A 20,953-nucleotide genomic window follows, 5' to 3' on the forward strand; every position below is an offset into this window, starting at 1 on the left:
GGCCGCCCCGGTCACCCGGAACCGCCCGGGAGCCGCACCGTGCGGCGGCGTCACACGCCGCACGGCCGAAGAGGAGAACAGCTGATGCCCGCAGGAGCCGCAGACCCGTCCAGCAACGGCCGGGCGCCCTACGAGGGCGAGCGTTCGGTGGGGCAGCTGTTCGCGGCGGCCACCACCGACCTGTCCGCCCTGGTCCACGACGAGATCGCGCTCGCCAAGGCCGAGCTGCGCGCGGACGTCAAGCGCGGTGTCTCCGGCGGCGTCTCGCTGGTGGTCGCCGGTGTGGTGGCGCTGGCCGCCGTCCCGATGCTGAGCGCCGCCGCGGCGTACGGGATCCACGCGCTGGGCCTCTCGCTGGGCTGGTCGTTCCTGATCGTGGCCGGTGCGTACCTGCTCCTGGCCGTGCTGCTCGGCCTGCTGGCGCTGCGTTCGTTCAAGCGGATCGAGAAGCCGCACCGGACCATCGAGGGCGCCCAGAAGACCGCCGACGTGCTCAAGAACGCCCGGCCGCGTCCCGCCACCAAGGAGGAGATCGACCGGGCCCTGGGCCGCATCCCGTAAAGGGCGGCCGGAACGGACGCGGGCACCCGCCGGGCGGACGGCGGGCCGGCGGCGAACAGGCCGGCGGCAAGCGGACGGGCGGACGCCGTGGGCCCGTGGCGCCGGGCGGCGAGCCCCCGGCACGCCTGACGCACCGAGTGCGAGTGCCGGGCACGTGTCCGGCACGGGGATGTGACACGCTCTCGGTATGTCGCTCGACCAGAAGCCCGTGCCCGCGCAGCCGTCCGCCCGCTCCGGCGGCACATCCGGCGACGACGACCACGACAGCGCCTCCGGCCCCACCGACGGCGCCGCTGTCAACGGGACGACCGACGACGCCCCCCTCGACTCCGCGTGGGACATCCGGCAGGCGGGGCCCTGGACCCACCGCGACCTCGCCGCCAACGGTGCCCGGTTCCACATCGCCGAGCTGGGAGCGGGCCCGCTGGTCCTGCTGGTGCACGGCTGGCCCGAGTACTGGTGGGCCTGGCGCCACCAGCTGACCGCGCTCGCCGCGGCCGGCTACCGGGCCGTCGCGCTCGACCTGCGCGGGATCGGCGGCAGCGACCGCACCCCGCGCGGCTACGACCCGGGCAACCTCGCGCTCGACATCACCGGGGTGATCCGCTCCCTCGGTGAGAACCGGGCCCACCTGGTCGGCCACGCCTCGGGCGGGACGCTGGCCTGGGTGGCGGCGGTGATGCGGCCGTCGGTGATCCAGAGCCTCACCGTGGTCTCGGCGGCACACCCGCGCGACCTCCGTCGGGCCCTGCTCACGGACCGGCGCCAGATGGCCGCTTTCGATCACGTCCTGGGCTTCCAGCGGCCGTGGATACCGGAACGCCGTCTGGTGGCCGACGACGCGGCACTGGTCGGCCGCTACCTGGACGACTGGACCGGCCGCAACCAGCTGGACCGCGCGACGGTGGCCGCGTACCGGCGGGCGATCCGGATCCCCAGCACCGCGCACTGCTCGATCGAGCCGTACCGGTGGCTGCTGCGGTCGATGGCCCGGCCGGACGGCATCCAGTTCGCCCGCCGGATGAAGAAGCCCATCACCGCACCGACGTTGCACGTCCAGGGCGCCGCGGACCCGGTGCTGCTGTCCCACACCGCGCTCGGCGGCGGTGAGTACGTCGCCGCGCCGTACCGCTGGCGGCTGATGCCCGGGATCGGGCACTTCCCGCACGAGGAGGCGCCGGAGCAGTTCACCGCGGAACTGCTGGACTGGATCGGCCGCCACAAGGACTGAGTGCCGGGCGGGGCACCCGGGTCCGTCCGGGTTCGTCCGCGAGCGGGCCGATGATCAGGGTCGAAGGTCCCAACTCCCTTTACAGTGTGCTCATATGACAAACGCATAGGCCAAGATGGGCACAACTCCCGTGGTTACCCCCGTCGGCCCAGGGGCATCCATTGCGGTATGACCTGGATGCCCGATCGCGACGGCGCCCCGCGCGGCCGACGCCACACCAGCCCGCAGCGCTCCGCCGCCCACCGCACCGACTGGTCGGACGACCTCGGCTACGACGTCGTGGACCGCCACCAGCGCACGGACCAGCGGCAGCTCGGCATCCCACGCATCCTCGGCCGTCGCGCCCGCTGGGTGGGCGCCAGACTCCGACGCGAGACCTGAGGCCCCGGCCCGGCCCCGCGGGACGGACCGGCGGCCGTACGGATCAGAGGGCGCAGCCCTGGGTGTCGACCCGGGCCGTGGCCGTGCTGCCCTTCTCGGCGTCCTCGCGCACCTCGGCGGCGGTCAGCACGTACCCGGTGTCCGCGCTGTCCAGCGACTTGGCGAACACCATCCCGAAGACCTGGCCGTCCGGCGTGAGCAGCGGACCTCCGCTGTTGCCCTGGCGGACCAGCGACCGCACCGAGTAGACGTCCCGGACCACCTGGCCGCGGTGGTAGATGTCCGGACCGTTCGCCTGGATCCGGCCGCGGATGCGGGCCGGCTGCACGTTGAAGGCGCCGTTCTCGGGGAAGCCCGCCACGATCGCGCTGTCGTTGGTCTTCGCCTCGCCGGCGAAACCGAGCGGCGGCGCGTTGAGCTTGGGCACGTCCAGGATCGCGATGTCGCGCTGCCAGTCGTAGCGGACCACCGTCGCGTCGTACAGCTGGCCGACCCCGCCGATCTGCACGGTGGGCTCGTCGACCCCGCCGACGACGTGGGCGTTGGTCATCACCCGGTGCGGGGCGTAGACGAAGCCGCTGCCCTCCAGCGTCTTGCCGCAGGACGTGGCGGTGCCGACCACCTTGACCAGGCTCTGCTTCGCCTTCGCCACCGCCGGGCTCGCGGCCAGCGCCGGGTCGGGGATGTCGACCTGGGTGATCGGCTCGTGCTCGAAGGGGTTGAACACCTGCGGGAAGCCGTTGCGGGCGAGCACCTTGGAGAAGTCCGAGAACCAGTTGGGCGCGTCGGACGGCAGCGTGTCCTGCACGCCGCTCAGGATCGCCGAGGTGCGGACCTGCTTGGAGACGGTCGGCAGGGACGTCCCGGCCAGGGCCGAACCGATCAGCCAGGCCACCAGCAGCATCGAGATCACGTTCACCACGGACCCGCCGGCCGCGTCCAGCGCCCGCGCCGGGCGGCGGTCGATGTGGCCGCGCAGCTTCCAGCCGAAGTGGGTGGTGATCGCCTGGCCGATCGCCGCCAGCACGATCACCACCACCACGGCGATCACGGAGGCGGTGGTCCCGGGGCTGAGGTGGTCGAGCAGCAACGGCAGCAGTTGGACGGCGAGCAGGCCGCCGCCGAGGAAGCCGAGGACCGACAGCACGCCGACCACGAAGCCCTGCCGGTAGCCCGACACGGCGAATCCCACGGCGGCGGCGATCAACAGCACATCCAGGACGTTCACCCGAACACCCTCCCATGCCGCGCCGCGCGCGCGGACGGGCGGGCGGCCGGGAGGGCGGCCGGGAGGGTCCGGCCCGCCGTTCCCGCACGGCCGGCGGCACGGGCCGCCACGTCCGGGCGGGCCGCCGCACGGGCCGCCACGCTCCCGCTCACCGGGACGGGACCCGCCGCGCCCCCGCTCACGACGGCCCGGAGTCGCGGCCGAGCACCGCACGGGAGCGGTCCCGGTCGCCCTGCACCAGCTCCAGCGCCTCGTCCGACAGGTTGACGATCCTGGCGGTGTCCCACGGCCGCTCCATGCCGCTGTGGTGGAGCACCCGGTCGATCACCCCGGCGGTGAAGCCCCACACCAGACGCCCCGCGACCGCGAAGGCCGGGCCCAGGTGACCCGAGGGATGGCGGAGCCTGGCCCGGTTGGCCGGGTCGGTCAGCTCGTCGATCGACACCCGGAACACCGCGCCGGTCTCCGCGGTGTCCACCGGCCGGACCGGCGACTCCTCGCGCCACCAGCCGAGCACCGGGGTCACCACGAACCGGCTGACCGGGATGTAGAGGGCCGGCAGGGTCGCGAAGACCTGCACCCCGGCCGGATCCAGTCCGGTCTCCTCCCAGGCCTCCCGCAGCGCCGCCGCGACCGGCCCGGGGCCGGCGGGGTCACCGTCCTCCGGGTCCAGCGCGCCGCCCGGGAAGGACGGCTGGCCCGCGTGCGAGCGCAGCGAGCGGGCCCGTTCGATGAGCAGGACGTCCGGACCGGTGGCGCCCTCGCCGAACAGCATCAGGACGGCAGCGGCGCGTCCGCCCTCGGGGGGCGGCAGGAAGCGGCTCAGCTGCTCGGGCAGCACCCGTTCCGCGGCTTCCCGGACCGGCTCCAGCCAGGACGGCAGGCCGTCCCGCTCGATCCCGGCCGCGCCGGCGGTCACTCGGCCACCGCCAGGTCGGCGACCTCGCCCCGGTGGGCGGCGGCGTCGGCGCGGGCGGCGGCCTCGCCCGGGAAGTCCGCGGGCGGCCTCAGCCGCTGGCCGGGCTGGCCGCCCATCTCGTACTTGAGCAGCTTCTGCGCCTTCTCCGGATCGGTCTCCCCCTCGCCGTACGCGGGGCAGAGCGGCGCGATCGGGCAGGCCCCGCAGGCGGGCTTCCGGGAGTGGCAGATCCGGCGGCCGTGGAAGACCACCCGGTGCGAGAGCATGGTCCACTCGGACTTCGGGAAGATCTCCGCGACGACCGCCTCGACCTTGACCGGGTCCTCCTCCGCCGTCCACCCGAACCGTCGGGACAACCGCCCGAAGTGGGTGTCCACGGTGATCCCCGGGACCCCGAAGGCGTTGCCGAGCACGACGTTGGCGGTCTTGCGACCGACGCCGGGAAGGGTGACCAGGTCCTCCAGCCGACCCGGGACCTCGCCGCCGAACTCGTCCCGCAGCGCGATCGACAGGCCGATCAGCGACCTCGCCTTGTTCCGGAAGAAGCCGGTCGGCCGGATGATCTCCTCCAGCTCCGCCGGGTCGGCGGCCGCCATGTCCTCCGGCGACGGGTACTTCGCAAACAGTGCGGGCGTCGTCTGGTTCACCCGCAGGTCGGTGGTCTGCGCCGACAGCACCGTGGCCACCAGCAGCTCGAAGGGGTTGTCGAAATCCAGCTCCGGATGCGCGTACGGGTACAGCTCCGCCAGCTCCCGGTTGATCCGCCGCGCCCGCCGCACCATCGCCAGGTGCGACTCCGGTTTCCTCGGCCTGACCGTCGCCGCCGGCTTCGCAGCCGCCTTGGTCGCCGGCTTCGCGACCGCCTTGGTCCCGGCCTGCCGGACCTTGCTCTCTGCCATGCACGAAGGCTACGCCGGACGGTCCGCCGCGTGCGGCGGATCAGCGATGACCGATGGACGACCGGTGGCGGCACGCCGCACACCGGCCGCCGGGAGGGCGCGTTCACCGGGGCGGGGCCCCCGGGAGGGCGCGTTCGCCGGGGCGGGGGCGCACGGGATAGCGTCACCCGCATGGTCAGCACCGCCGCCCCGAGGGCCTTCCTTCCGCCCGGGCCCGACGGCCCGTGCCCTCTGACGGTGCTTCGACCGCCGCGCCGCCGAGGCCGTCCGCACCACCGCCCGCGCCGCCGTCAGCTCCACCGCCTGTGCGGCCGGTGAGCCGGCCCGCACCGCGGCACGTAGGAGCGGATCTGCTCACCCCCCGGCCGCAGCCGCTGCCGCCGCTGGTCTGGCCGCCACGGTTGCGGTGGCTCCCGCACGTCGCCGTGGTCCTCGGGGCCCTGGCCCTGGCCGCGACGGGCGCGGACCCGGTCGCGCGCCTGCTGGCCGTCGCGCACGCGGGGACCCTGGTGGTCGCGCTGCGCCGGCCGGTGGTCGCCTGGTGGCTGGCGACGGCGCTCGCCGTCGTCATCCCCGTCGCCCACCCGCCCACGCACGACAACGAGCTGTGGACGTGGCCGGTCCAGGCCGGAGTGCTGCTCCTGCTCGCCCTGCGGAACCGGCCGGCGGTGTCCGTCACGGCGGCCTGCGTGAGCGCGCTCTGCGGCGCGTCGCTGAAACTTGCCGGCCTGCCGGTCGGGTCGTGGGCCTTGGTCGCGGTCGGCTGCGGGTGGTTCGCGCTGGCGGTCCTGATCGGCGCGGTCCGCCGCGGACGCCGCGAGGACCGGGCCCGGCTGATCGAGCAGACCGCCGCGACCGCGCACGAACGGGCGCTGCGCACCGTGCTGGAGGAACGCGCCAGGATCGCGCGCGAGCTGCACGACGTGGTCGCCCACCACATGTCCGTCGTGTCGATCAAGGCGGACGCGGCGCCGTACCGGGTGGCGGACCCGCCGCCGGAACTGGTCGCCGAACTGGCCGCGATCCGCGCGGTCGCCCTGGACGGCCTGACGGAGCTGCGTCGCCTCCTGGGCGTGCTGCGTGCGGACGGTCCGGAGGAACGGTTCGGCGGCACCGCGCCGCAGCCCTCCCTGGAACGGCTCGACGCGCTGCTGGACACCGTCCGCTCCGCCGGGCTGACGGTCGGTCTGGTCGTCGACGGCCCGCGCCGCCCCTTGCCGCCGGGCGTCGGGCTGTCGGCCTACCGGATCGTCCAGGAGGCGCTGAGCAACACGCTGCGGCACGCACCCGGCGCGCAGTCCGTCGTCGAACTCGCCTACCGCCCCGCGGCACTGGGGCTGCGGGTCGCCAACGGGCCCGCGGCGCAGGAGGCACCGCCCTCCCCCGGCGGCGGTCACGGGCTCACCGGCATGCGCGAGCGGGCGGCGATGCTCGGGGGCGACCTCGCCGCCGGTCCGACCTCCGACGGCGGGTACGAGGTCACCGCCGTCCTGCCCACCACCACCCCCCACGAGGACGGCCCGGGATGACGACCAGGGTGTTGATCGCCGACGACCAGGGCATGGTCCGCGAGGCCTTCTCGGTCCTGCTCGGGGCCCAGCCCGGCATCGAGGTGGTCGGCACCGCACGGGACGGCGCCGAGGCCGTCGCCCGCGCGGAGGAGCTGCGCCCCGACGTGATCGTGATGGACGTCCGCATGCCGGTCCTGGACGGCATCGAGGCCACCCGCCGGATCACCGGGCTGCTGGGCGGGACCACGCGGATCCTGGTGCTCACCACCTTCGACCTCGACGAGTACGTGTACGAGGCGCTGCGGGCGGGCGCCACCGGGTTCCTCCTCAAGGACGCGTCCGGCGTGGAACTGGCCGAGGCCGTCCGGGTGGTGGCACGCGGCGAGGCGATGCTCTCGCCGGACCTGACCAGACGGCTGATCACCGAGTTCTCCCGGCTGGGTGGTGCGGCCCGGCCGGCGGCCGGACCATCGGGCGGGCCGGCGGACGGGGTGCCTTCAGGGACGACAGGGGCGTCCACCAAGGCGTCCGCCGGCGCCTCGCCGCCTCGGCGGTTCCGGCGGAGCGGGCCCCGCGAGCAGGTCACCGGACAGGCCGCCGCGCAGGTCACCGGGCCGCCCCGCGAGCGGGTCGGCGGACCGACCGCCGGGCTCACCGAGCGCGAACGCGAGGTGCTGGTCCAGATCGCCCGCGGCCTCTCCAACGCCGAGATCGCCCGCGAGCTGGTGGTGGCCGAGGAGACCGTCAAGACCCATGTGGGCCGCATCCTGCGGAAGCTGAGCCTGCGTGACCGCACCCAGGCCGCCGTCTTCGCGTACGAGAACGGGCTGGTCACACCGGGGAGCGACGCGGCGGACCGCTGAGCGGCGTCCCCCGCGAGAGCCACGTCCCGGGGTTGGCTCCGCCGGGGGACGCGGGGTGCGGCCGGGTTCGGGGAGGCTCGGAGGTGTCGGCGGGCCGGCGGGAGCACCCGCCGGCCCGAGCCTCGCGATCCCGCGCCCCGGCACCTCACCCCGCACCCCGCAACCCCGCACAGGAGCACCGGTATGACCCCGTCCGTCCGAACCGTCCTGTCGGCGGCACCCCGCCGGCTCAGGCGAGCCGTCCTGGTCGCCGCCGCCCTGCTCGCCTCGTCGCTCACGTTCCTGGTCGCGGTGATCATGCTCGGGGCATACCTGCCGGCGATCCCCAAGGCGGGGATCATCGGACCGGTGCTCGGCGGCCAGTACCCCCTCCTCGTCGCCCTGCTCGGCCTGGCCGGCGCCGCGCTCGCCACCGCCGCCCGGCGCGGCGGCCTGGTGCGCTGGGGCCGGACGGTCACCGTGGTCGCGGCGCTGTCGACCGCCGCCGCACTGGTCATCGGCGGGATCCAGTACGCCGACGCCCGGCGGGCCGGCGCCGAGGTCTCGTTCGGCGAGGTCTTCGGCCAGCTCGCCTACCCGGACACCGCGCCCGACGCCACGGAGACGTACGGGACCGCCGACGGCGAGGAGCTGAAGGCCGACGTCTACCTCCCCCCGCGCCACGACGGCAGGACTCCCGCCGTCGTGCTCGCCCACTCCGGCGGCTTCCACACCTTCGACAAGTCCGACCTGCGCGGCACCGGACGCTGGCTGGCCGACCACGGCGTCGCCGTCTTCGCCGTCGACTACCGGCTCGCCCGGCCCGACCGCCCCACCTGGGACAAGGCCCCTCAGGACCTCGTCGCCGCGCTGCGCTGGGTGCAGGACCGGACCGACGCGTACGGCCTCGACCCCGACCGGATCTCGCTGGGCGGCATGTCGGCCGGGGGCACGCTGGCCATGAACGCCGCCTACCGTCTGCAGAACGGGACGATCAGGCCGACGAGCGGTGCCGCGCCCAGGCCCCCGGCCTCGGTCGTGGGCTTCTACCCGGGTGTCGACGTCACCGAGATGTGGCGGCGCGACGTGGCCGGCACCCGCGCCGCCGCCGAGCTGTACACCGGCGGCACGCCCGCGCAGTATCCCGACCGCTACCGCGAGGTGTCCCCCGCCCCGGAGGTCCGCCCGGGCCTCCCGCCCACCCTCCTCGTGGTCGGCGACCGCGATCGCAGCGCCCCGCCCGGAGGTGTGGAGGCCCTGGGCGACACGCTGCGCACGGCCGGCGTCCCCACCACCGTGCGCGTGCTGCCGTTCGCCGAGCACGCCTTCGACGACGCCTACGGCAGCCTCACCTCCCAGACCGGCCGCCGGGTCCTCCTCGACTTCCTCACCGGACGGCCCGTTCACTGACCGGCCCCCCGACGCCCCCCCGACTCGGTCCGCCGGCGCGGCCGGTCCCGGGTGCAACCCGCCGCGGCGAGCCGCACCCCGAGCCTCAGCCCCGCCCGAACAGGGCGTCGACCTCGCCGAAGCCGAGAGCGCCGGCCGGCTCGGTCAGCGAGCCCGCGCCGAGCAGCTCGGCGGCGCCCGCCCGGGCGGCGGTGTAGGCGAACTGGGCCAGGCTCGTTCCGACGCTGACCCGCCGCACCCCCGTGGCGGCGAGCTCGGCGACGGTGGGCCCGCCCGCGACGGCCATCGCGTTGACCGGCAGCGGCGAACGCGCGCAGAGCGCGGCCAGCGCGTCGAGGTCCAGCAGGCCCGGCACGAAGAGACCGTCGGCGCCGGCCTCCGCGTACGCCTCGGCGCGGACGAGAACGTCGTCGAGGCCGCCCAGCCCGAACAGGACGACGTCCGTCCGGGCGTTCACCACCAGCTCCGGCAGGCCCGCCCCGGCCGCCGCAGCTCGCGCCGCGCGCAGCCGCTCGGCCTGGTCCGCGACCGCGAACAGCGGGCCGCCGACGGCCACCGAGTCCTCCAGGTTGACGCCCGCCGCACCGGCCCCGACCAGCGCCCGGACGGTCTCGGCCACGTCGTCGGGCTTCGGGCCGTAACCGCCCTCGGCATCGACGGTGACCGGCAGGTCGACGGCGGCGGCGACCCGACGGGCCACCTCGACGGCCTCCGCCCGGTCGAGACGCTGGCCGTCGCCGCGCCCGAGCGACCAGGAGACACCGCCGCTGGTGGTGGCGATCGCCGCCGCTCCGACCGAGGCGATCACGGCGGCGCTCCCGGCGTCCCAGGCGTTCGGCAGGACGAGCACGCCGTCGGCGACGAGGGCCCGCAGGCGTACGGCCCGCTCACGGAGGACCGGGAGGGAGGGGACCGCGGACAGGGGGGCGGCGGGAGAGGTCATGAGGGTCACCGGCTTTCACACGGGGGATCGTGGTGCGACACCGGAATCCTCGCGGGCGCCATACGGTCGGCTCCAGTGATTAAGCTGAGACCGAATCTCGGCCCGGACCGGAAGGTGGCGGCGATGCGGACCGCGCTCGCGTTCTCGACGGACGACCTGGCGCGGACCAGGTTCGCCGTCTCCCCGATGTGGGAGGTGGTGACCAGCCTCCGGGCTCTGGCCCACACGCCCGTCCCGGCACTGCACCGGCAGTGGGCGGGGCAGGTCCGGCCCCGGCTGGCCGCCGTCGGACCCGTGTACCGGCGGCTGGCCGCGATGGTCCCGCCCGAGGGCCACCTGCCGGACTTCCTCAACCCCGTCCCGGCCACCAGCGCCCCGGCGCTCGCCGACGAGCTGGCCGCGATCGCCGCCACCACTCCTGCCCAGGTGCGGGCCGACCTGGACCTGCTGGCCGCCGCGCACGACGGCCGGCTCCCGGCCCCGCTCGAACCGCTCTACCGCGACCCGGCCGGCCGGTTGCCCCGGCTGACGGCCGACATCGAGGCGTACTGGCAGCTGGCGCTGGCGCCGTACTGGGCCCGGATCCGCGCGCTGCTGGACGCGGACGTGCTGCACCGCGCCCGCCAGGCCGTCGGGCACGGCACCGCCCACGTCCTCGACGACCTGCACGAAACGGTCCGCTGGGACGGCGGCGCGCTCCGGCTGGAGCAGCGGCACTGCGCGGTCCGGCGCCTGGACGCCGGTGCCGGGCTGCTGCTCGTACCGTCGGTGTTCGCCTGGCCGCGGGTGCTGACCCGGTCGCTGCCGCCCGACCCGCCGCAGCTCGCCTACCCGGCCCGCGGGATCGCCACGCTGTGGGAACCCCGGCCGAGCACCGGCTCCGACGCGCTCGCCGCCGTCCTCGGCCGTTCCCGGGCCCGGTTGCTCGCCGAACTCGACTCGCCGGCCTCCACCACCGAACTGGCCCGGCGCACCGGTCTCTCCGCCGCCGGGGTCTCCCAGCACCTCACCGGCCTGCGCGCGGCCGGGCTGACCAGCGCGCACCGGGCCGGTCACGCCGTGCTCTACGCCCGCACCGCCGTCGCCGACGCCCTGCTCGCTCCGGAAACGGCCTCCGGAGCGGGAGCGGCGCGGTGAACGGCGCGATGAACGGCGCAGGAATCGGCAGGCTGGACGGCACGGGGAACCGCGCGGAAACGGCTCAGCGACCCGTGCGACCGCGGTGACCCCGGCTTGACGCCGGGTTGACCTGGCGGTACAGGCGGTACGAATGGCCCCGCGCAGCACCCCTCGGCGCACCCCCTCCTCATATGATCGGAGCGACATGCGCCATGCTTGGTGATGCAGAGCACTGTACGAACTTGTGCCGAACGGCTTGACGGCCGGCCGGCCGAGAAGGAGGAAGCACGTGGACGACGTTCTGCGGCGCGCCGCACTCTTCGCGGCACTCGACGACGAACAGGCCGGCGAGCTGCGCGCTTCCATGACCGAGGTCACGCTCGCCCGCGGTGAGTCGCTGTTCCACGAGGGCGACCCGGGCGACCGGCTCTACGTCGTCGCCGAGGGCAAGGTCAAGCTGCACCGCGCCTCGCCGGACGGCCGCGAGAACATGCTCGCCGTCCTCGGCCCGAGCGAGATGATCGGCGAACTGTCGCTCTTCGACCCGGGCCCGCGCACCGCCACCGCGAGCGCGCTCACCGAGGTCAAGCTGCTCGGCCTCGGCCACGGCGACCTGCAGCCCTGGCTGCACGCGCGCCCCGAGGTCTCGATCGCACTGCTGCGCGCCATCGCCCGCCGCCTGCGCCGGACCAACGACGTGATGTCCGACCTGGTCTTCTCCGACGTGCCCGGGCGCGTCGCCAAGGCCCTGCTGGACCTCTCCCGCCGGTTCGGCGTGCAGTCCGACGAGGGCATCCACGTCGCCCACGACCTCACCCAGGAGGAGCTGGCCCAGTTGGTCGGCGCCTCCCGCGAGACGGTCAACAAGGCGCTCGCCGACTTCGCCGGCCGCGGCTGGCTGAAGCTGGAGGCACGCGCGGTGGTCCTGATGGACGTCGAGCGGCTCTCCCGCCGCTCGCGCTAGTCGATCGGCCGCCCGGGACCCGGGACCCGACCGGAAGCCTGCACGACGAGGGGCCCGGACGCCGAGCGTACGGGCCCCTCGGCCGTCCGGGCCCCTCGGCCGCGCGGCACCGGGTCAGTCCGGGATGAGCCCGTGCTCCCGCAGGTACTGGAGCTGGGCCCGGACCGACAGCTCGGCGGCCGGCCAGAGCGCACGGTCCACGTCGGCGTAGACCCGCGCCACCACCTCGCCCGCCGTCCGGCAGCCGGCCTCGACCGCCGTCTCCACCTGGGCCAGCCGGGAGGCCCGGTGCGCGAGGTAGTAGTCGACGGCGCCGAGCGCGTCCGCGAGGACCGGGCCGTGGCCGGGCAGCACGGTCCCCACCCCGTGCTCGGCCGCCATGGTGTGCAGGTGCCGCAGCGAGTCGAGGTAGTCGCCGAGCCGGCCGTCCGGGTGGGCGACCATCGTGGTGCCCCGGCCGAGCACGGTGTCCCCGGTGAGGATCGCCCCGTCGGCGGGCAGGTGGAAGGTCAGCGAGTCGGAGGTGTGCCCGGGGGTGGCGACCACGCGCAGGTCGAGGCCGCCGACGTCCAGGCGCTGCCCGTGCGTGAGGCCCTCGGAGCCGAGCCGGTGCGCCGGGTCCAGCGCGCGCACCTCGGAGCCGGTCAGCTCCGCGAACCGGGCCGCGCCCTCGGAGTGGTCCGCGTGGCCGTGGGTGAGCAGGGTGAGCGCCACGCGCTTGCCCTGCTGCTCGGCGGTCTCGACCACCCTGCGCAGGTGGCCCTCGTGCAGCGGGCCGGGGTCGATCACCACCGCGAGGTCCGAACCGGGCTCGGAGAGCAGCCAGGTGTTGGTGCCGTCCAGCGTCATCGGCGACGGGTTCGGCGCCAGCACGCACAGCGCCCGGGGGGTGGCCCCGCCGCCGATGGCGGCGGCGGGGTCACCCGGCAGGAGTCCGCTCACCGGCCGCCCTCGCCGTCGCGATGCAGCGCGCGCAGGGGGAGGACCCGGGTGAGTGCGCGCTGGGCCAGCTCGCTGAAGGGGACGAGGCCGCCCTCACAGGCGGGGGTACGCGGGTTCAGGCTGCGGGCGGGCACCTGGCGTGCCGTCCGGCGAGCCACATCGTTGTGGGTCATCGGGCGTCGGTCCTTCCACTCGGATTCACGGGGTTCACGGGGATCGGGGAGGTCGGGGAAATCGGGGAGGTCGGGGAAATCGGGGAGGTCGGGGAAATCAGGGAGGTCGGCGAGGCCGGGGAGACCGCGGGGGCTCGGCGGAGCCGACGGGTCCACCGGGATCGCCCGGTTCACCGGTCTCGGCCGGGTCGGCCGGGTCGGCCGGCTCGCCGGTCTCACCGGGTTCGTCGAAGTCATCGAGGTCGTCGAGGTCGTCGCAGTCATCTGAAGTCGTCGCAGTCGTCGGAGCCGGGGGACTCGACCGCGTCCGGGCCCGGAGGGCTCAGCCGCCCGGACGGACGGGGAAGGAGCCGTCGATCGTCAGCTCGTCGTACCCCGTCCAGCGGACCGTAAGCCGGTCGCCCCGCACCTCGGCCCGACCGAGCACCGGGGTCAGCGAACGGTCACCGGCCACGGCCAGCGCCTCGGCGGCGCTGCGCACCGGCAGCAGTTCGCGCAGCACCGTGACGGTCGGCGGCAGCATGCCGTACCGGCCCTCCTCGTAGCCCCTGACCGCCTCGGCCGGGGTCAGCCAGGCGACCCGGTCGGCCTCTCCGACCTCGCGGGCGGCTCGCTGGCCGGGCGGCAGGGCGGCGACGAAGAACCAGGTGTCGTACCGGCGCTCCTCGAAGGCCGGGGTGACCCACCGGGCCCAGCCGGCCAGCAGATCGCTGCGGAGCAGCAGACCGTGCTCGCGCAGGAAGTCGGCGAAGGAGAGCTCGTGGGCCTCCAGGGCGGCGCGTTCCGCGCTCCAGTCCCGGGGTTCGGCGACGCTGTCCGCGTCCGGCCCCGCCAGCAGGACGCCGGCCTCCTCGAAGGTCTCGCGGACCGCCGCGCAGACCACCGCCTGGGCGGTGCGGGCGTCCACCCCGAGCCGTTCGGCCCACTCCTGCGGGCCGGGCCCGGCCCAGCCGAGTTCCGCCTCGGCGTCCCGCCGGTCCACCCCGCCGCCCGGGTAGGCGTACATGCCGGCGGCGAACGCCATCGAAGTGCGGCGGCGCAGCAGGTAGGCCTCGGGTCCGGGGGCGTCGTTCGGCGCAGTGCCCCGCTCCGCGTCCGTACCCGGCTCCGCATCCGCGAGCGGTTCCACGCCCGGCCCCGCGTCCGGCCCCGCGTCCCGGAGGAGCACCACGGTGGCGGACGGCTTGGGCACGGGCGGGCTCAGCTCGCCGGACTCGACCGCCCGGATCCGGGCAGGCCAGCCGGGAGGCATCGGGAGCGTCGTTGCTCGCTGGTCCATGCCCGGATGCTAAACGCCCGGGGGCGGGGTTGGACAGGGGTGATCCGCTGCCCGCCCCCGCTCCGGGGAGGTCCTCCGGTCACACGCGGGGTCAGGCCCCGGCGCGGACCCGGACCTGGAGCTCCACCTCGACCGGGGCGTCCAGCGGCAGCACGGTGACGCCGACGGCGCTCCGGGCGTGCACGCCGGCCTCGCCGAACACCTTGCCGAGCAGCTCGCTCGTACCGTTGATCACGCCGGGCTGGCCGGTGAAGTCCGGGGCGGAGGCGACGAAGCCGACCACCTTGACGACCTGCTCGACCAGGTCCAGGTCACCGATCACCGACTTGACGGCGGCCAGCCCGTTGAGCGCGCAGACCTGCGCGAGCTCCTTGGCCTCCTCCGGGGTGATCTCGGCGCCGACCTTGCCGGTGTTCAGCAGCTTGCCGCCCACCATCGGCAGCTGGCCGGAGGTGAAGACGAACTCGCCCGTGCGCAGCGCCGGGACGTAGGCGGCGACCGGGGCGGCCACCGGCGGCAGGGTCAGGCCCAGCTCGGCGAGCCTCTCCTCGACCTTGCTCATGCCTGCTTCTCCCGCTTGAAGTAGGCCACCAGCTGCTCCGGGTTCGGACCTGGTACGACCTGGACGAGCTCCCAGCCGTCCGAGCCGAAGTTGTCCAGGATCTGCTTCGTGGCGTGCACGAGCAGGGGTGCCGTCATGTATTCCCACTTGGTCATGGCCAGACTCTAGACGCTCCGCCCGGGCGACCGGCGCGGCCCGCGCTCGTGCGTGTGAGGTGGCCCACAAACCGGGCATGATTCAGGCCTGGCCCCCCCGGTAGTCCCGGCATCCGGCGCGGTCCCTGGTTACCCTCGCGGGAGGGCACCCTGAGCGGTGCCGCCCTCGGAGACGGACGGAGACGGAGCGTGGCACGCACCCCCGGCCAGGCGGCCCGGCGCGATCCCGACTGGGAGGGCGTGCGGTTGCACGTGGTCAGCGGCAAGGGCGGGACGGGCAAGACCACCCTGGCCGCGGCACTGGCGCTGGCCCTCGCAGCGGAGGGCCGCCGGACGCTGTTGATCGAGGTGGAGGGCCGGCAGGGCATCGCCGAGCTGTTCGGGATCGCGGCGCTGCCGTACGAGGAGCGCCGGATCGCCTCGGTCTCACCCGCCCAGTTGGGACTGCCCGGAGGTACCGCGGGCGGTGGCGAGGTCCACGCGCTCGCCATCGACACCGAGCAGGCGCTGCTCGAGTACCTCGACATGTTCTACAAGCTCGGCCGGGCCGGCAAGGCGCTACAGAAGGTGGGCTTCGTCGACTTCGCGACGACCATCGCGCCGGGCGTCCGGGACGTCCTGCTGACCGGCAAGGCCTGCGAGGCGGCCCGGCGCAAGGGCCCGGACGGGCGCCGCCGGTACGACGCGGTGGTGATGGACGCGCCTCCGACCGGACGGATCACCAGGTTCCTGAACGTGAACTCCGAGGTGGCCGGGCTGGCCCGGTTCGGGCCGATCCACTCCCAGGCGCAGGCCGTGATGCGGGTGCTGAAGTCGCCCGAGACCGCGGTGCACCTGGTCACCCTGCTGGAGGAGATGCCGGTGCAGGAGACCGTCGACGGCTTCGAGGAGCTGCGCGAGGCCGGCCTCCCGGTGGGCGGGGTCCTGGTGAACATGGTCCGGCCGCCGCTGCTGGACGCGGCGGCGGTGGCCGCGGTCGACGGCGACCACCGCGAGGAGGTCGCGCTCGCCCTCGTCGAGGCGGGGCTCGGCGGGCGCTCGCGCAAACCGGAGACCGTCCGGGCCGCGGTCGAACCGCTGCTCGGCCCGCTGCTGGACCAGGCACGGGAGCACGCCGAGCGGGTGGAGCTGGAGCGCGAACAGCGCGCCGACCTCCAGCAGCTGAAGCTCCCGACCTACGAACTGCCGCTGCTGGGCGAGGGTGTGGACCTCGGCGGGCTCTACCGGCTGGCGGGCGAACTGAAGCGTCAGGGGGCAGCGTGAGCACGGGCGGGCGGAACAGCGTGCAGAGCGGCGGGAACGTGCAGAGCGGCGGCAGCCGGCTCGCCGTGGACAAGCTGATCGACAACCCGAAGACCAGGATCATCGTCTGCTGCGGCTCGGGCGGCGTCGGCAAGACCACCACCGCGGCGGCGATCGGCCTGCGGGCGGCGGAGCGGGGCCGCAAGGTCGTCGTGCTGACCATCGACCCGGCGCGGCGGCTGGCGCAGTCGATGGGCCTGACCGAGCTGGACAACACGCCCAGGATCGTCAAGGGCGTCACCGGCGACGGCGAGCTCCAGGCCATGATGCTCGACATGAAGCGGACCTTCGACGAGGTCGTGCTGGCCCACGCCGAGCCCGAGCGGGCCCGGGCGATCATGGAGAACCCCTTCTACCAGTCGCTGTCGGCCGGCTTCGCGGGCACGCAGGAGTACATGGCGATGGAGAAGCTCGGCCAGCTCCGCGCGGCCGAGGAGTGGGACCTCATCGTCGTCGACACCCCGCCGTCCCGCTCCGCACTGGACTTCCTGGACGCGCCGAACCGGCTCGGGTCCTTCCTCGACGGCAAGGTGATCCGCATCCTGACCGCGCCGGCCAAGGTCGGCGGCCGGTCGGCGATGAAGTTCCTCAACGTCGGCATGGGCCTGCTCACCGGCACCCTCGGCAAGATCTTCGGCGCCCAGCTGCTGACCGACGTGCAGACCTTCGTCAGCGCGACGGACTCGATGTTCGGCGGCTTCCGGGAACGCGCGGACCGGACGTACCAGCTACTGCAGGCACCGGGCACGGCGTTCCTGGTGGTGGCCGCGCCGGAGCGGGACGCGCTGCGCGAGGCCGCGTACTTCGTGGACCGGCTGGCCGCCGACCGGATGCCGCTGGCCGGCCTGGTACTCAACCGGGTGCACGGCACGGGCGTCCCGCAGCTCACCGCGGAGCGGTCGCTGGCGGCGGCCGAGGCCCTGGAGGAGAACGGCTCGGAGCACGCGTCGCCGGAGGCCGAGCTGCTCGCGGCCGGGCTGCTGCGCCTGCACGCCGAGCGGATGCAGGTGATGGCGCGGGAGCGCCGCACCCGCGACCGCTTCGTCTCGGTCTACCCGGACGTGCCGATCGTCGAGGTCGCCGCGCTCCCCGGGGACGTCCACGACCTGGAGGGCCTGCGCACCATCGGTGAACGGCTCAGCGGGGCGACCGGCTGAGCCGTGCGGTCACCGACCGGGCGGCGCAGTCACCGGACGGCGCAGTCACCGGGCGGGCGGTTCCCGGCGGGGCTGTCCCCGGCGGGACCGTGCGGTCACCGGCCCGGGCAGGACCACGGGCCGGGAATGACCACCGACCGAACAGGGCCGAACGAGGCCGAACGCCGAGTGAAGCCATCGGCCGGACGGCCCGGAGGTTCAGCCCGCCTGGGCGTAGTCCGTCAGTATCACGCCGGTGGCCAGCGAGGTCTCGTACTCGGTGCGGGCCGTCTCCAGCAGCCGCCGCCACGAGACCACCGTCGGCCGTCGGCGCAGCAGCGCCCGGCGTTCGCGTTCGGTCATCCCGCCCCAGACCCCGAACTCCACCCGATTGTCCAGCGCGTCGGCCAGGCATTCCGTGCGGACGGGACACCCGCTGCACACCGCCTTGGCGCGATTCTGCGCCGCCCCCTGGACGAACAGTTCGTCCGGATCACTCGTGCGGCAGGCGGCCTGCGCACTCCAGTCGTCTACCCAGCCCATGCCGGCGCCGTCCTCTCCCGAATCGAGGCTCCCCCACGGCGGCAACGGCATATTCACCGTTGCCAGTTGAGGACGTTACGGAAGAACGACAGGTTGCAACAGCCCCTTCGGGCTCAATCTCGAATGACCCGATTGGACTATGGGTATCGATCAGCTCACTCGTTGGAGTGACCGCAGGTCGCAAGCCTTGCCAGGGTCGCGGGCGCCACTCTCGCCACGCGAGTCGTCACTGAGCGCTACCGGACACAGGTGCACAGCCAGCGACAGCTGCCTCAAAAACCCCCCAAGAAAGGGCAATTCGGGCAATTCTCATCACTCACAAGAGTGACAGATGCTGACAGAGCGAAGCTGTCGCAAGCTTGTGACAAGCCTAGGCGAACACCTGCCCCGGTGTGCGGGAATCGGCAACGTAGGGTTCTCCCATGGCACCGAAGCGCCCCCAGGCACCCCAGCCCCCAGGCAACACCGGAGCTCCGCGCGGTACACGCCGCGAGTCACCGCTGGCTTACGCGGGACACGGAGTCAAGTTCCTGGGGGTCAGCGTGCTCTCCGGAGTCCTGCTGGCCGGCATGGCCCTGCCCGCCGTCGGCGCGCTCGGCCTGACCGCCAAGAACACCGCAGAGGGCTTCTCCAACATCCCGGACGACTTCAAGACCCCTCCGCTCTCCCAGGCGACCCAGATCTTCGACGCCAAGGGCGGGCTGATCGCCAAGGTGTACGAGCGCGACCGCACCGTCCTCGCCGCCGACCAGATGTCGCCGTACATGCGGCAGGCCCAGGTCGACATCGAGGACGCCCGCTTCTACGAGCACGGCGCCGTCGACCTCAAGGGCGTGCTCCGCGCGATCAGCAAGAACGCGGAGAGCGGCACCACCTCCCAGGGCGCCTCGACGCTGACCCAGCAGTACGTGAAGAACGTCAACGTCGAGAAGGCCGGCGACGACCAGGCGGCCGTCCTGGAGGCCCAGCGCAAGACCCTGGGCCGCAAGATCCAGGAGCTGAAGGTCGCGATCAAGCTGGAGGAGGACCTGACCAAGGACCAGATCCTCACCAACTACCTCAACATCACCTTCTACGGCCACCAGGCCTACGGTGTCGAGGCCGCCGCCCAGCGGTACTTCAGCAAGAACAACAAGGACCTGACGATCGCCGAGGCCGCCACCCTCGCCGGCGTGGTGCAGAACCCCTCGCAGTACGACCCGGTGCGCTTCCCCGAGAACACGGTCAAGCGGCGCAACGTCGTGCTCGACAAGATGCTCGAGAACAAGCACATCACCGCGGACCAGGCCAAGGAGGCCAAGGCCGCCCCGCTGGGCCTGAAGTTCAAGGACCCGCAGAACGGCTGCATCACCGCGCAGGCCGGCATGGGCTTCTTCTGCGACTACGTCCGGCACGTGGTCAAGCAGGACCCGGTCTTCGGCAAGAACGCCGCCGACCGGAAGAAGTTCTGGGACCAGGGCGGTCTGAACATCTACACCACCCTCGACCCGGACAAGCAGGCCGCCGCCCAGAACGCGGTGACCTCCAAGGTCAAGGTGACCGACCCGGTCTCGGCCGCCGCCACCATGATGGAGCCCGGCACCGGCAAGATCCTCGGGATGGCCCAGACCCGCCCGTACGGCCTGGACCCGAACAAGAACCAGACCGTCGTCAACCTCAACGTCGACGCGGCGATGGGCGGCGGCAACGGCTTCCAGACCGGTTCGACGTTCAAGCCGGTCCTGGCCGCGGCGGCGCTGGAGTCGGGGATGTCCCCCACCCAGCCGTTCCCGTCCGAGAACAAGATCGAGTACCCCACGATGTCCACCTGCTCGGGCACCTGGAAGAACACCGCCAAGGGCAAGGAGCGCAGCGTCGGCAACGAGTCGGCCAGCGAGGTCGGCCCGTACGAGCTGAAGCAGGCCATGGCCCTGTCGGTCAACACCTACTTCGTGCAGATGGAGCAGAAGGTCGGCCTCTGCGCCATGAAGCAGATGGCCAACAAGCTCGGCATCAGCCAGACCTCGAAGGGCGACCCGTTCGTCGAGGTCCCGTCGATGGTCCTCGGCACCCTGGAGCTCTCCCCGCTGACCATGGCGAACGTCTACGCCACCTTCGCCGCCCGCGGCAAGTACTGCACCCCCGTCGCGATCAACAAGATCACCACGGTGGACGGCAAGGACATCAAGGTCCCGCAGACGACCTGCAGCCAGGCCTACTCCCAGGACACCGCGGACGCCCTCAACGCCGTCCTGCTCAACGTGACCGAGAAGGGCACCGGCGCCTCCCTCCAGCTCGAAGGCGGACGCCAGATCGCCGGCAAGACCGGTACCACCGACGAGAAGAAGGCCGCCTGGTTCAGCGGCTACACCCCGCAGCTCGCCACCGCCGTCTGGCTCGGCGGCCCGGCCGGCGGCGTGAAGATGAAGAACATGAAGATCGGCGAGACCTACTACGGCGCCGACGGCGTCTTCGGCGCCACCGGCCCCGGCCCGATCTGGCAGATGGCGATGAACCAGGCCCTGCGCGGCGCTCCCATGGAGACCCTGCCGACCATCAACATCCCGGACCCGGCACCCAAGCCCGACCCGAACGCCACCGCGCCGGCCAGCCCGCCGGCCACCGGCGACCCCAACGCGGGTGGCAACCCGCCGCCGCCCGCCAACACCGGCGGCGGCAACCCCGGCGGCACCAACGCCGGCGGCCTGATCGGCGGCGGGATCACCCTCCCGCCGGGCATCATCGGCGGCGGCAACGGCAACGGAAACGGCGGCGGCCACCGCTGACCGACCCGGTCGACCGTGACGCGAAGAGGGGCGGGCCCCCCCCCACGGGGGCGGGGGGGGGCCCCCGCGGAAACCCCGGCGCGGGCCG

The 20,953-nt window shown here is 73.9% G+C and carries 21 protein-coding genes; 11 read left to right on the plus strand and 10 right to left on the minus strand.

Translation table 11 applies throughout. From position 1 onward, the window contains the following. Positions 1–84: 84 nt before the first annotated feature. From ACFWOG_RS10550 to ACFWOG_RS10560, 3 genes are all read left to right on the plus strand, one after another. Positions 85–561, plus strand: coding sequence for a phage holin family protein (locus tag ACFWOG_RS10550; RefSeq protein ID WP_329879057.1), 477 nt, complete (start codon positions 85–87; stop codon positions 559–561). Between the two features lie 187 nt (positions 562–748). Further along, entirely contained in the window at positions 749–1,792 is a 1,044-nt protein-coding gene (locus tag ACFWOG_RS10555) for an alpha/beta hydrolase (protein ID WP_329947846.1), read from the plus strand. 168 nt (positions 1,793–1,960) lie between these two features. After that, the gene (locus ACFWOG_RS10560) at positions 1,961–2,173 is read left to right on the plus strand and encodes a hypothetical protein (RefSeq protein ID WP_329879055.1); all 213 of its coding nucleotides are present in this window, start codon (positions 1,961–1,963) and stop codon (positions 2,171–2,173) included. Positions 2,174–2,216: 43 nt separating this feature from the next. On the opposite strand, the gene ACFWOG_RS10565 is transcribed toward ACFWOG_RS10560, so the two are convergent. The 3 genes from ACFWOG_RS10565 to nth all read right to left on the minus strand — a co-directional run bounded on the left by ACFWOG_RS10565 (position 2,217) and on the right by nth (position 5,219). Beyond that, positions 2,217–3,401, minus strand: coding sequence for a MarP family serine protease (locus tag ACFWOG_RS10565; protein ID WP_329879054.1), 1,185 nt, complete (start codon positions 3,399–3,401; stop codon positions 2,217–2,219). Between the two features lie 178 nt (positions 3,402–3,579). Beyond that, positions 3,580–4,320, minus strand: coding sequence for a CoA pyrophosphatase (locus ACFWOG_RS10570; protein ID WP_329947854.1), 741 nt, complete (start codon positions 4,318–4,320; stop codon positions 3,580–3,582). Then, positions 4,317–5,219 carry an endonuclease III gene (nth, locus tag ACFWOG_RS10575; protein WP_380356780.1) on the minus strand — a complete coding sequence of 301 codons (903 nt, stop codon included), beginning with the start codon at positions 5,217–5,219 and terminating at the stop codon, positions 4,317–4,319. The genes ACFWOG_RS10570 and nth overlap by 4 nt, the downstream gene beginning before the upstream one ends. Before the next feature lie 314 nt (positions 5,220–5,533). Between nth and ACFWOG_RS10580 the strand changes: the two genes are divergently transcribed. From ACFWOG_RS10580 to ACFWOG_RS10590, 3 genes are all read left to right on the plus strand, one after another. Beyond that, positions 5,534–6,748 carry a sensor histidine kinase gene (locus ACFWOG_RS10580; protein ID WP_380356783.1) on the plus strand — a complete coding sequence of 405 codons (1,215 nt, stop codon included), beginning with the start codon at positions 5,534–5,536 and terminating at the stop codon, positions 6,746–6,748. Continuing rightward, the gene (locus ACFWOG_RS10585; protein WP_380356786.1) at positions 6,745–7,593 is read left to right on the plus strand and encodes a response regulator; all 849 of its coding nucleotides are present in this window, start codon (positions 6,745–6,747) and stop codon (positions 7,591–7,593) included. Before ACFWOG_RS10580 ends, ACFWOG_RS10585 begins: the two co-directional genes overlap by 4 nt. Before the next feature lie 183 nt (positions 7,594–7,776). Then, a complete protein-coding gene (locus tag ACFWOG_RS10590; protein ID WP_380356789.1) occupies positions 7,777–8,982 on the plus strand; it encodes an alpha/beta hydrolase in 1,206 nt (401 codons plus the stop codon). A gap of 85 nt (positions 8,983–9,067) precedes the next feature. Here the strand turns inward: ACFWOG_RS10590 and ACFWOG_RS10595 are convergent, their stop codons facing one another. Further along, positions 9,068–9,925 (minus strand): isocitrate lyase/phosphoenolpyruvate mutase family protein, encoded by an 858-nt coding sequence (locus ACFWOG_RS10595; RefSeq protein ID WP_380356792.1) that lies wholly within the window; start codon positions 9,923–9,925, stop codon positions 9,068–9,070. A 123-nt stretch (positions 9,926–10,048) separates the two neighbouring features. Between ACFWOG_RS10595 and ACFWOG_RS10600 the strand changes: the two genes are divergently transcribed. Both ACFWOG_RS10600 and ACFWOG_RS10605 read left to right on the plus strand, forming a co-directional pair. Continuing rightward, positions 10,049–11,062, plus strand: coding sequence for a DUF5937 family protein (locus tag ACFWOG_RS10600; protein ID WP_380356794.1), 1,014 nt, complete (start codon positions 10,049–10,051; stop codon positions 11,060–11,062). 271 nt (positions 11,063–11,333) lie between these two features. Beyond that, on the plus strand, positions 11,334–12,008 hold the full coding sequence (locus tag ACFWOG_RS10605) for a Crp/Fnr family transcriptional regulator (protein WP_030392646.1): 675 nt from the start codon (positions 11,334–11,336) through the stop codon (positions 12,006–12,008). Between the two features lie 114 nt (positions 12,009–12,122). Here the strand turns inward: ACFWOG_RS10605 and ACFWOG_RS10610 are convergent, their stop codons facing one another. The 5 genes from ACFWOG_RS10610 to ACFWOG_RS10630 all read right to left on the minus strand — a co-directional run bounded on the left by ACFWOG_RS10610 (position 12,123) and on the right by ACFWOG_RS10630 (position 15,119). Beyond that, complete coding sequence (locus ACFWOG_RS10610; protein ID WP_329947852.1) at positions 12,123–12,950, minus strand: MBL fold metallo-hydrolase; 828 nt, start codon at positions 12,948–12,950, stop codon at positions 12,123–12,125. Continuing rightward, positions 12,947–13,123, minus strand: coding sequence for a hypothetical protein (locus ACFWOG_RS10615; RefSeq protein ID WP_329879045.1), 177 nt, complete (start codon positions 13,121–13,123; stop codon positions 12,947–12,949). The genes ACFWOG_RS10610 and ACFWOG_RS10615 overlap by 4 nt, the downstream gene beginning before the upstream one ends. Positions 13,124–13,445: 322 nt before the next feature. Continuing rightward, the gene (locus tag ACFWOG_RS10620; RefSeq protein ID WP_380356798.1) at positions 13,446–14,402 is read right to left on the minus strand and encodes an NUDIX hydrolase; all 957 of its coding nucleotides are present in this window, start codon (positions 14,400–14,402) and stop codon (positions 13,446–13,448) included. Positions 14,403–14,493: 91 nt separating this feature from the next. After that, positions 14,494–14,964, minus strand: coding sequence for a RidA family protein (locus ACFWOG_RS10625; RefSeq protein WP_329879043.1), 471 nt, complete (start codon positions 14,962–14,964; stop codon positions 14,494–14,496). Beyond that, positions 14,961–15,119 carry a DUF4177 domain-containing protein gene (locus ACFWOG_RS10630; protein WP_329879042.1) on the minus strand — a complete coding sequence of 53 codons (159 nt, stop codon included), beginning with the start codon at positions 15,117–15,119 and terminating at the stop codon, positions 14,961–14,963. Before ACFWOG_RS10630 ends, ACFWOG_RS10625 begins: the two co-directional genes overlap by 4 nt. Before the next feature lie 189 nt (positions 15,120–15,308). Between ACFWOG_RS10630 and ACFWOG_RS10635 the strand changes: the two genes are divergently transcribed. Then, complete coding sequence (locus ACFWOG_RS10635) at positions 15,309–16,382, plus strand: ArsA-related P-loop ATPase (RefSeq protein WP_329879041.1); 1,074 nt, start codon at positions 15,309–15,311, stop codon at positions 16,380–16,382. A gap of 20 nt (positions 16,383–16,402) precedes the next feature. After that, on the plus strand, positions 16,403–17,578 hold the full coding sequence (locus ACFWOG_RS10640; protein ID WP_380356805.1) for an ArsA family ATPase: 1,176 nt from the start codon (positions 16,403–16,405) through the stop codon (positions 17,576–17,578). Between the two features lie 198 nt (positions 17,579–17,776). On the opposite strand, the gene ACFWOG_RS10645 is transcribed toward ACFWOG_RS10640, so the two are convergent. Continuing rightward, positions 17,777–18,100, minus strand: coding sequence for a WhiB family transcriptional regulator (locus ACFWOG_RS10645; protein ID WP_327678535.1), 324 nt, complete (start codon positions 18,098–18,100; stop codon positions 17,777–17,779). Positions 18,101–18,642: 542 nt separating this feature from the next. Between ACFWOG_RS10645 and ACFWOG_RS10650 the strand changes: the two genes are divergently transcribed. Next, positions 18,643–20,865 (plus strand): transglycosylase domain-containing protein, encoded by a 2,223-nt coding sequence (locus ACFWOG_RS10650; protein WP_380356802.1) that lies wholly within the window; start codon positions 18,643–18,645, stop codon positions 20,863–20,865. Positions 20,866–20,953: the final 88 nt, after the last annotated feature.

It is taken from the genome of Kitasatospora sp. NPDC058406 (genome assembly GCF_042722765.1).
In the GTDB taxonomy this organism is placed as follows: Bacteria; Actinomycetota; Actinomycetes; order Streptomycetales; family Streptomycetaceae; genus Kitasatospora.

Excerpts from the sequence above, each read along its gene's own strand:
- ACFWOG_RS10550 (WP_329879057.1), top strand. The coding sequence starts at position 85 with ATGCCCGCAGGAGCCGCAGACCCGTCCAGCAACGGCCGGGCGCCCTAC.
- ACFWOG_RS10555 (WP_329947846.1), top strand. The coding sequence starts at position 749 with ATGTCGCTCGACCAGAAGCCCGTGCCCGCGCAGCCGTCCGCCCGCTCC.
- ACFWOG_RS10560 (WP_329879055.1), top strand. The coding sequence starts at position 1,961 with ATGACCTGGATGCCCGATCGCGACGGCGCCCCGCGCGGCCGACGCCAC.
- nth (WP_380356780.1), bottom strand. The coding sequence starts at position 5,219 with ATGGCAGAGAGCAAGGTCCGGCAGGCCGGGACCAAGGCGGTCGCGAAG.
- ACFWOG_RS10585 (WP_380356786.1), top strand. The coding sequence starts at position 6,745 with ATGACGACCAGGGTGTTGATCGCCGACGACCAGGGCATGGTCCGCGAG.
- ACFWOG_RS10590 (WP_380356789.1), top strand. The coding sequence starts at position 7,777 with ATGACCCCGTCCGTCCGAACCGTCCTGTCGGCGGCACCCCGCCGGCTC.
- ACFWOG_RS10595 (WP_380356792.1), bottom strand. The coding sequence starts at position 9,925 with ATGACCTCTCCCGCCGCCCCCCTGTCCGCGGTCCCCTCCCTCCCGGTC.
- ACFWOG_RS10600 (WP_380356794.1), top strand. The coding sequence starts at position 10,049 with ATGCGGACCGCGCTCGCGTTCTCGACGGACGACCTGGCGCGGACCAGG.
- ACFWOG_RS10615 (WP_329879045.1), bottom strand. The coding sequence starts at position 13,123 with ATGACCCACAACGATGTGGCTCGCCGGACGGCACGCCAGGTGCCCGCC.
- ACFWOG_RS10620 (WP_380356798.1), bottom strand. The coding sequence starts at position 14,402 with ATGGACCAGCGAGCAACGACGCTCCCGATGCCTCCCGGCTGGCCTGCC.
- ACFWOG_RS10625 (WP_329879043.1), bottom strand. The coding sequence starts at position 14,964 with ATGAGCAAGGTCGAGGAGAGGCTCGCCGAGCTGGGCCTGACCCTGCCG.
- ACFWOG_RS10630 (WP_329879042.1), bottom strand. The coding sequence starts at position 15,119 with ATGACCAAGTGGGAATACATGACGGCACCCCTGCTCGTGCACGCCACG.
- ACFWOG_RS10645 (WP_327678535.1), bottom strand. The coding sequence starts at position 18,100 with ATGGGCTGGGTAGACGACTGGAGTGCGCAGGCCGCCTGCCGCACGAGT.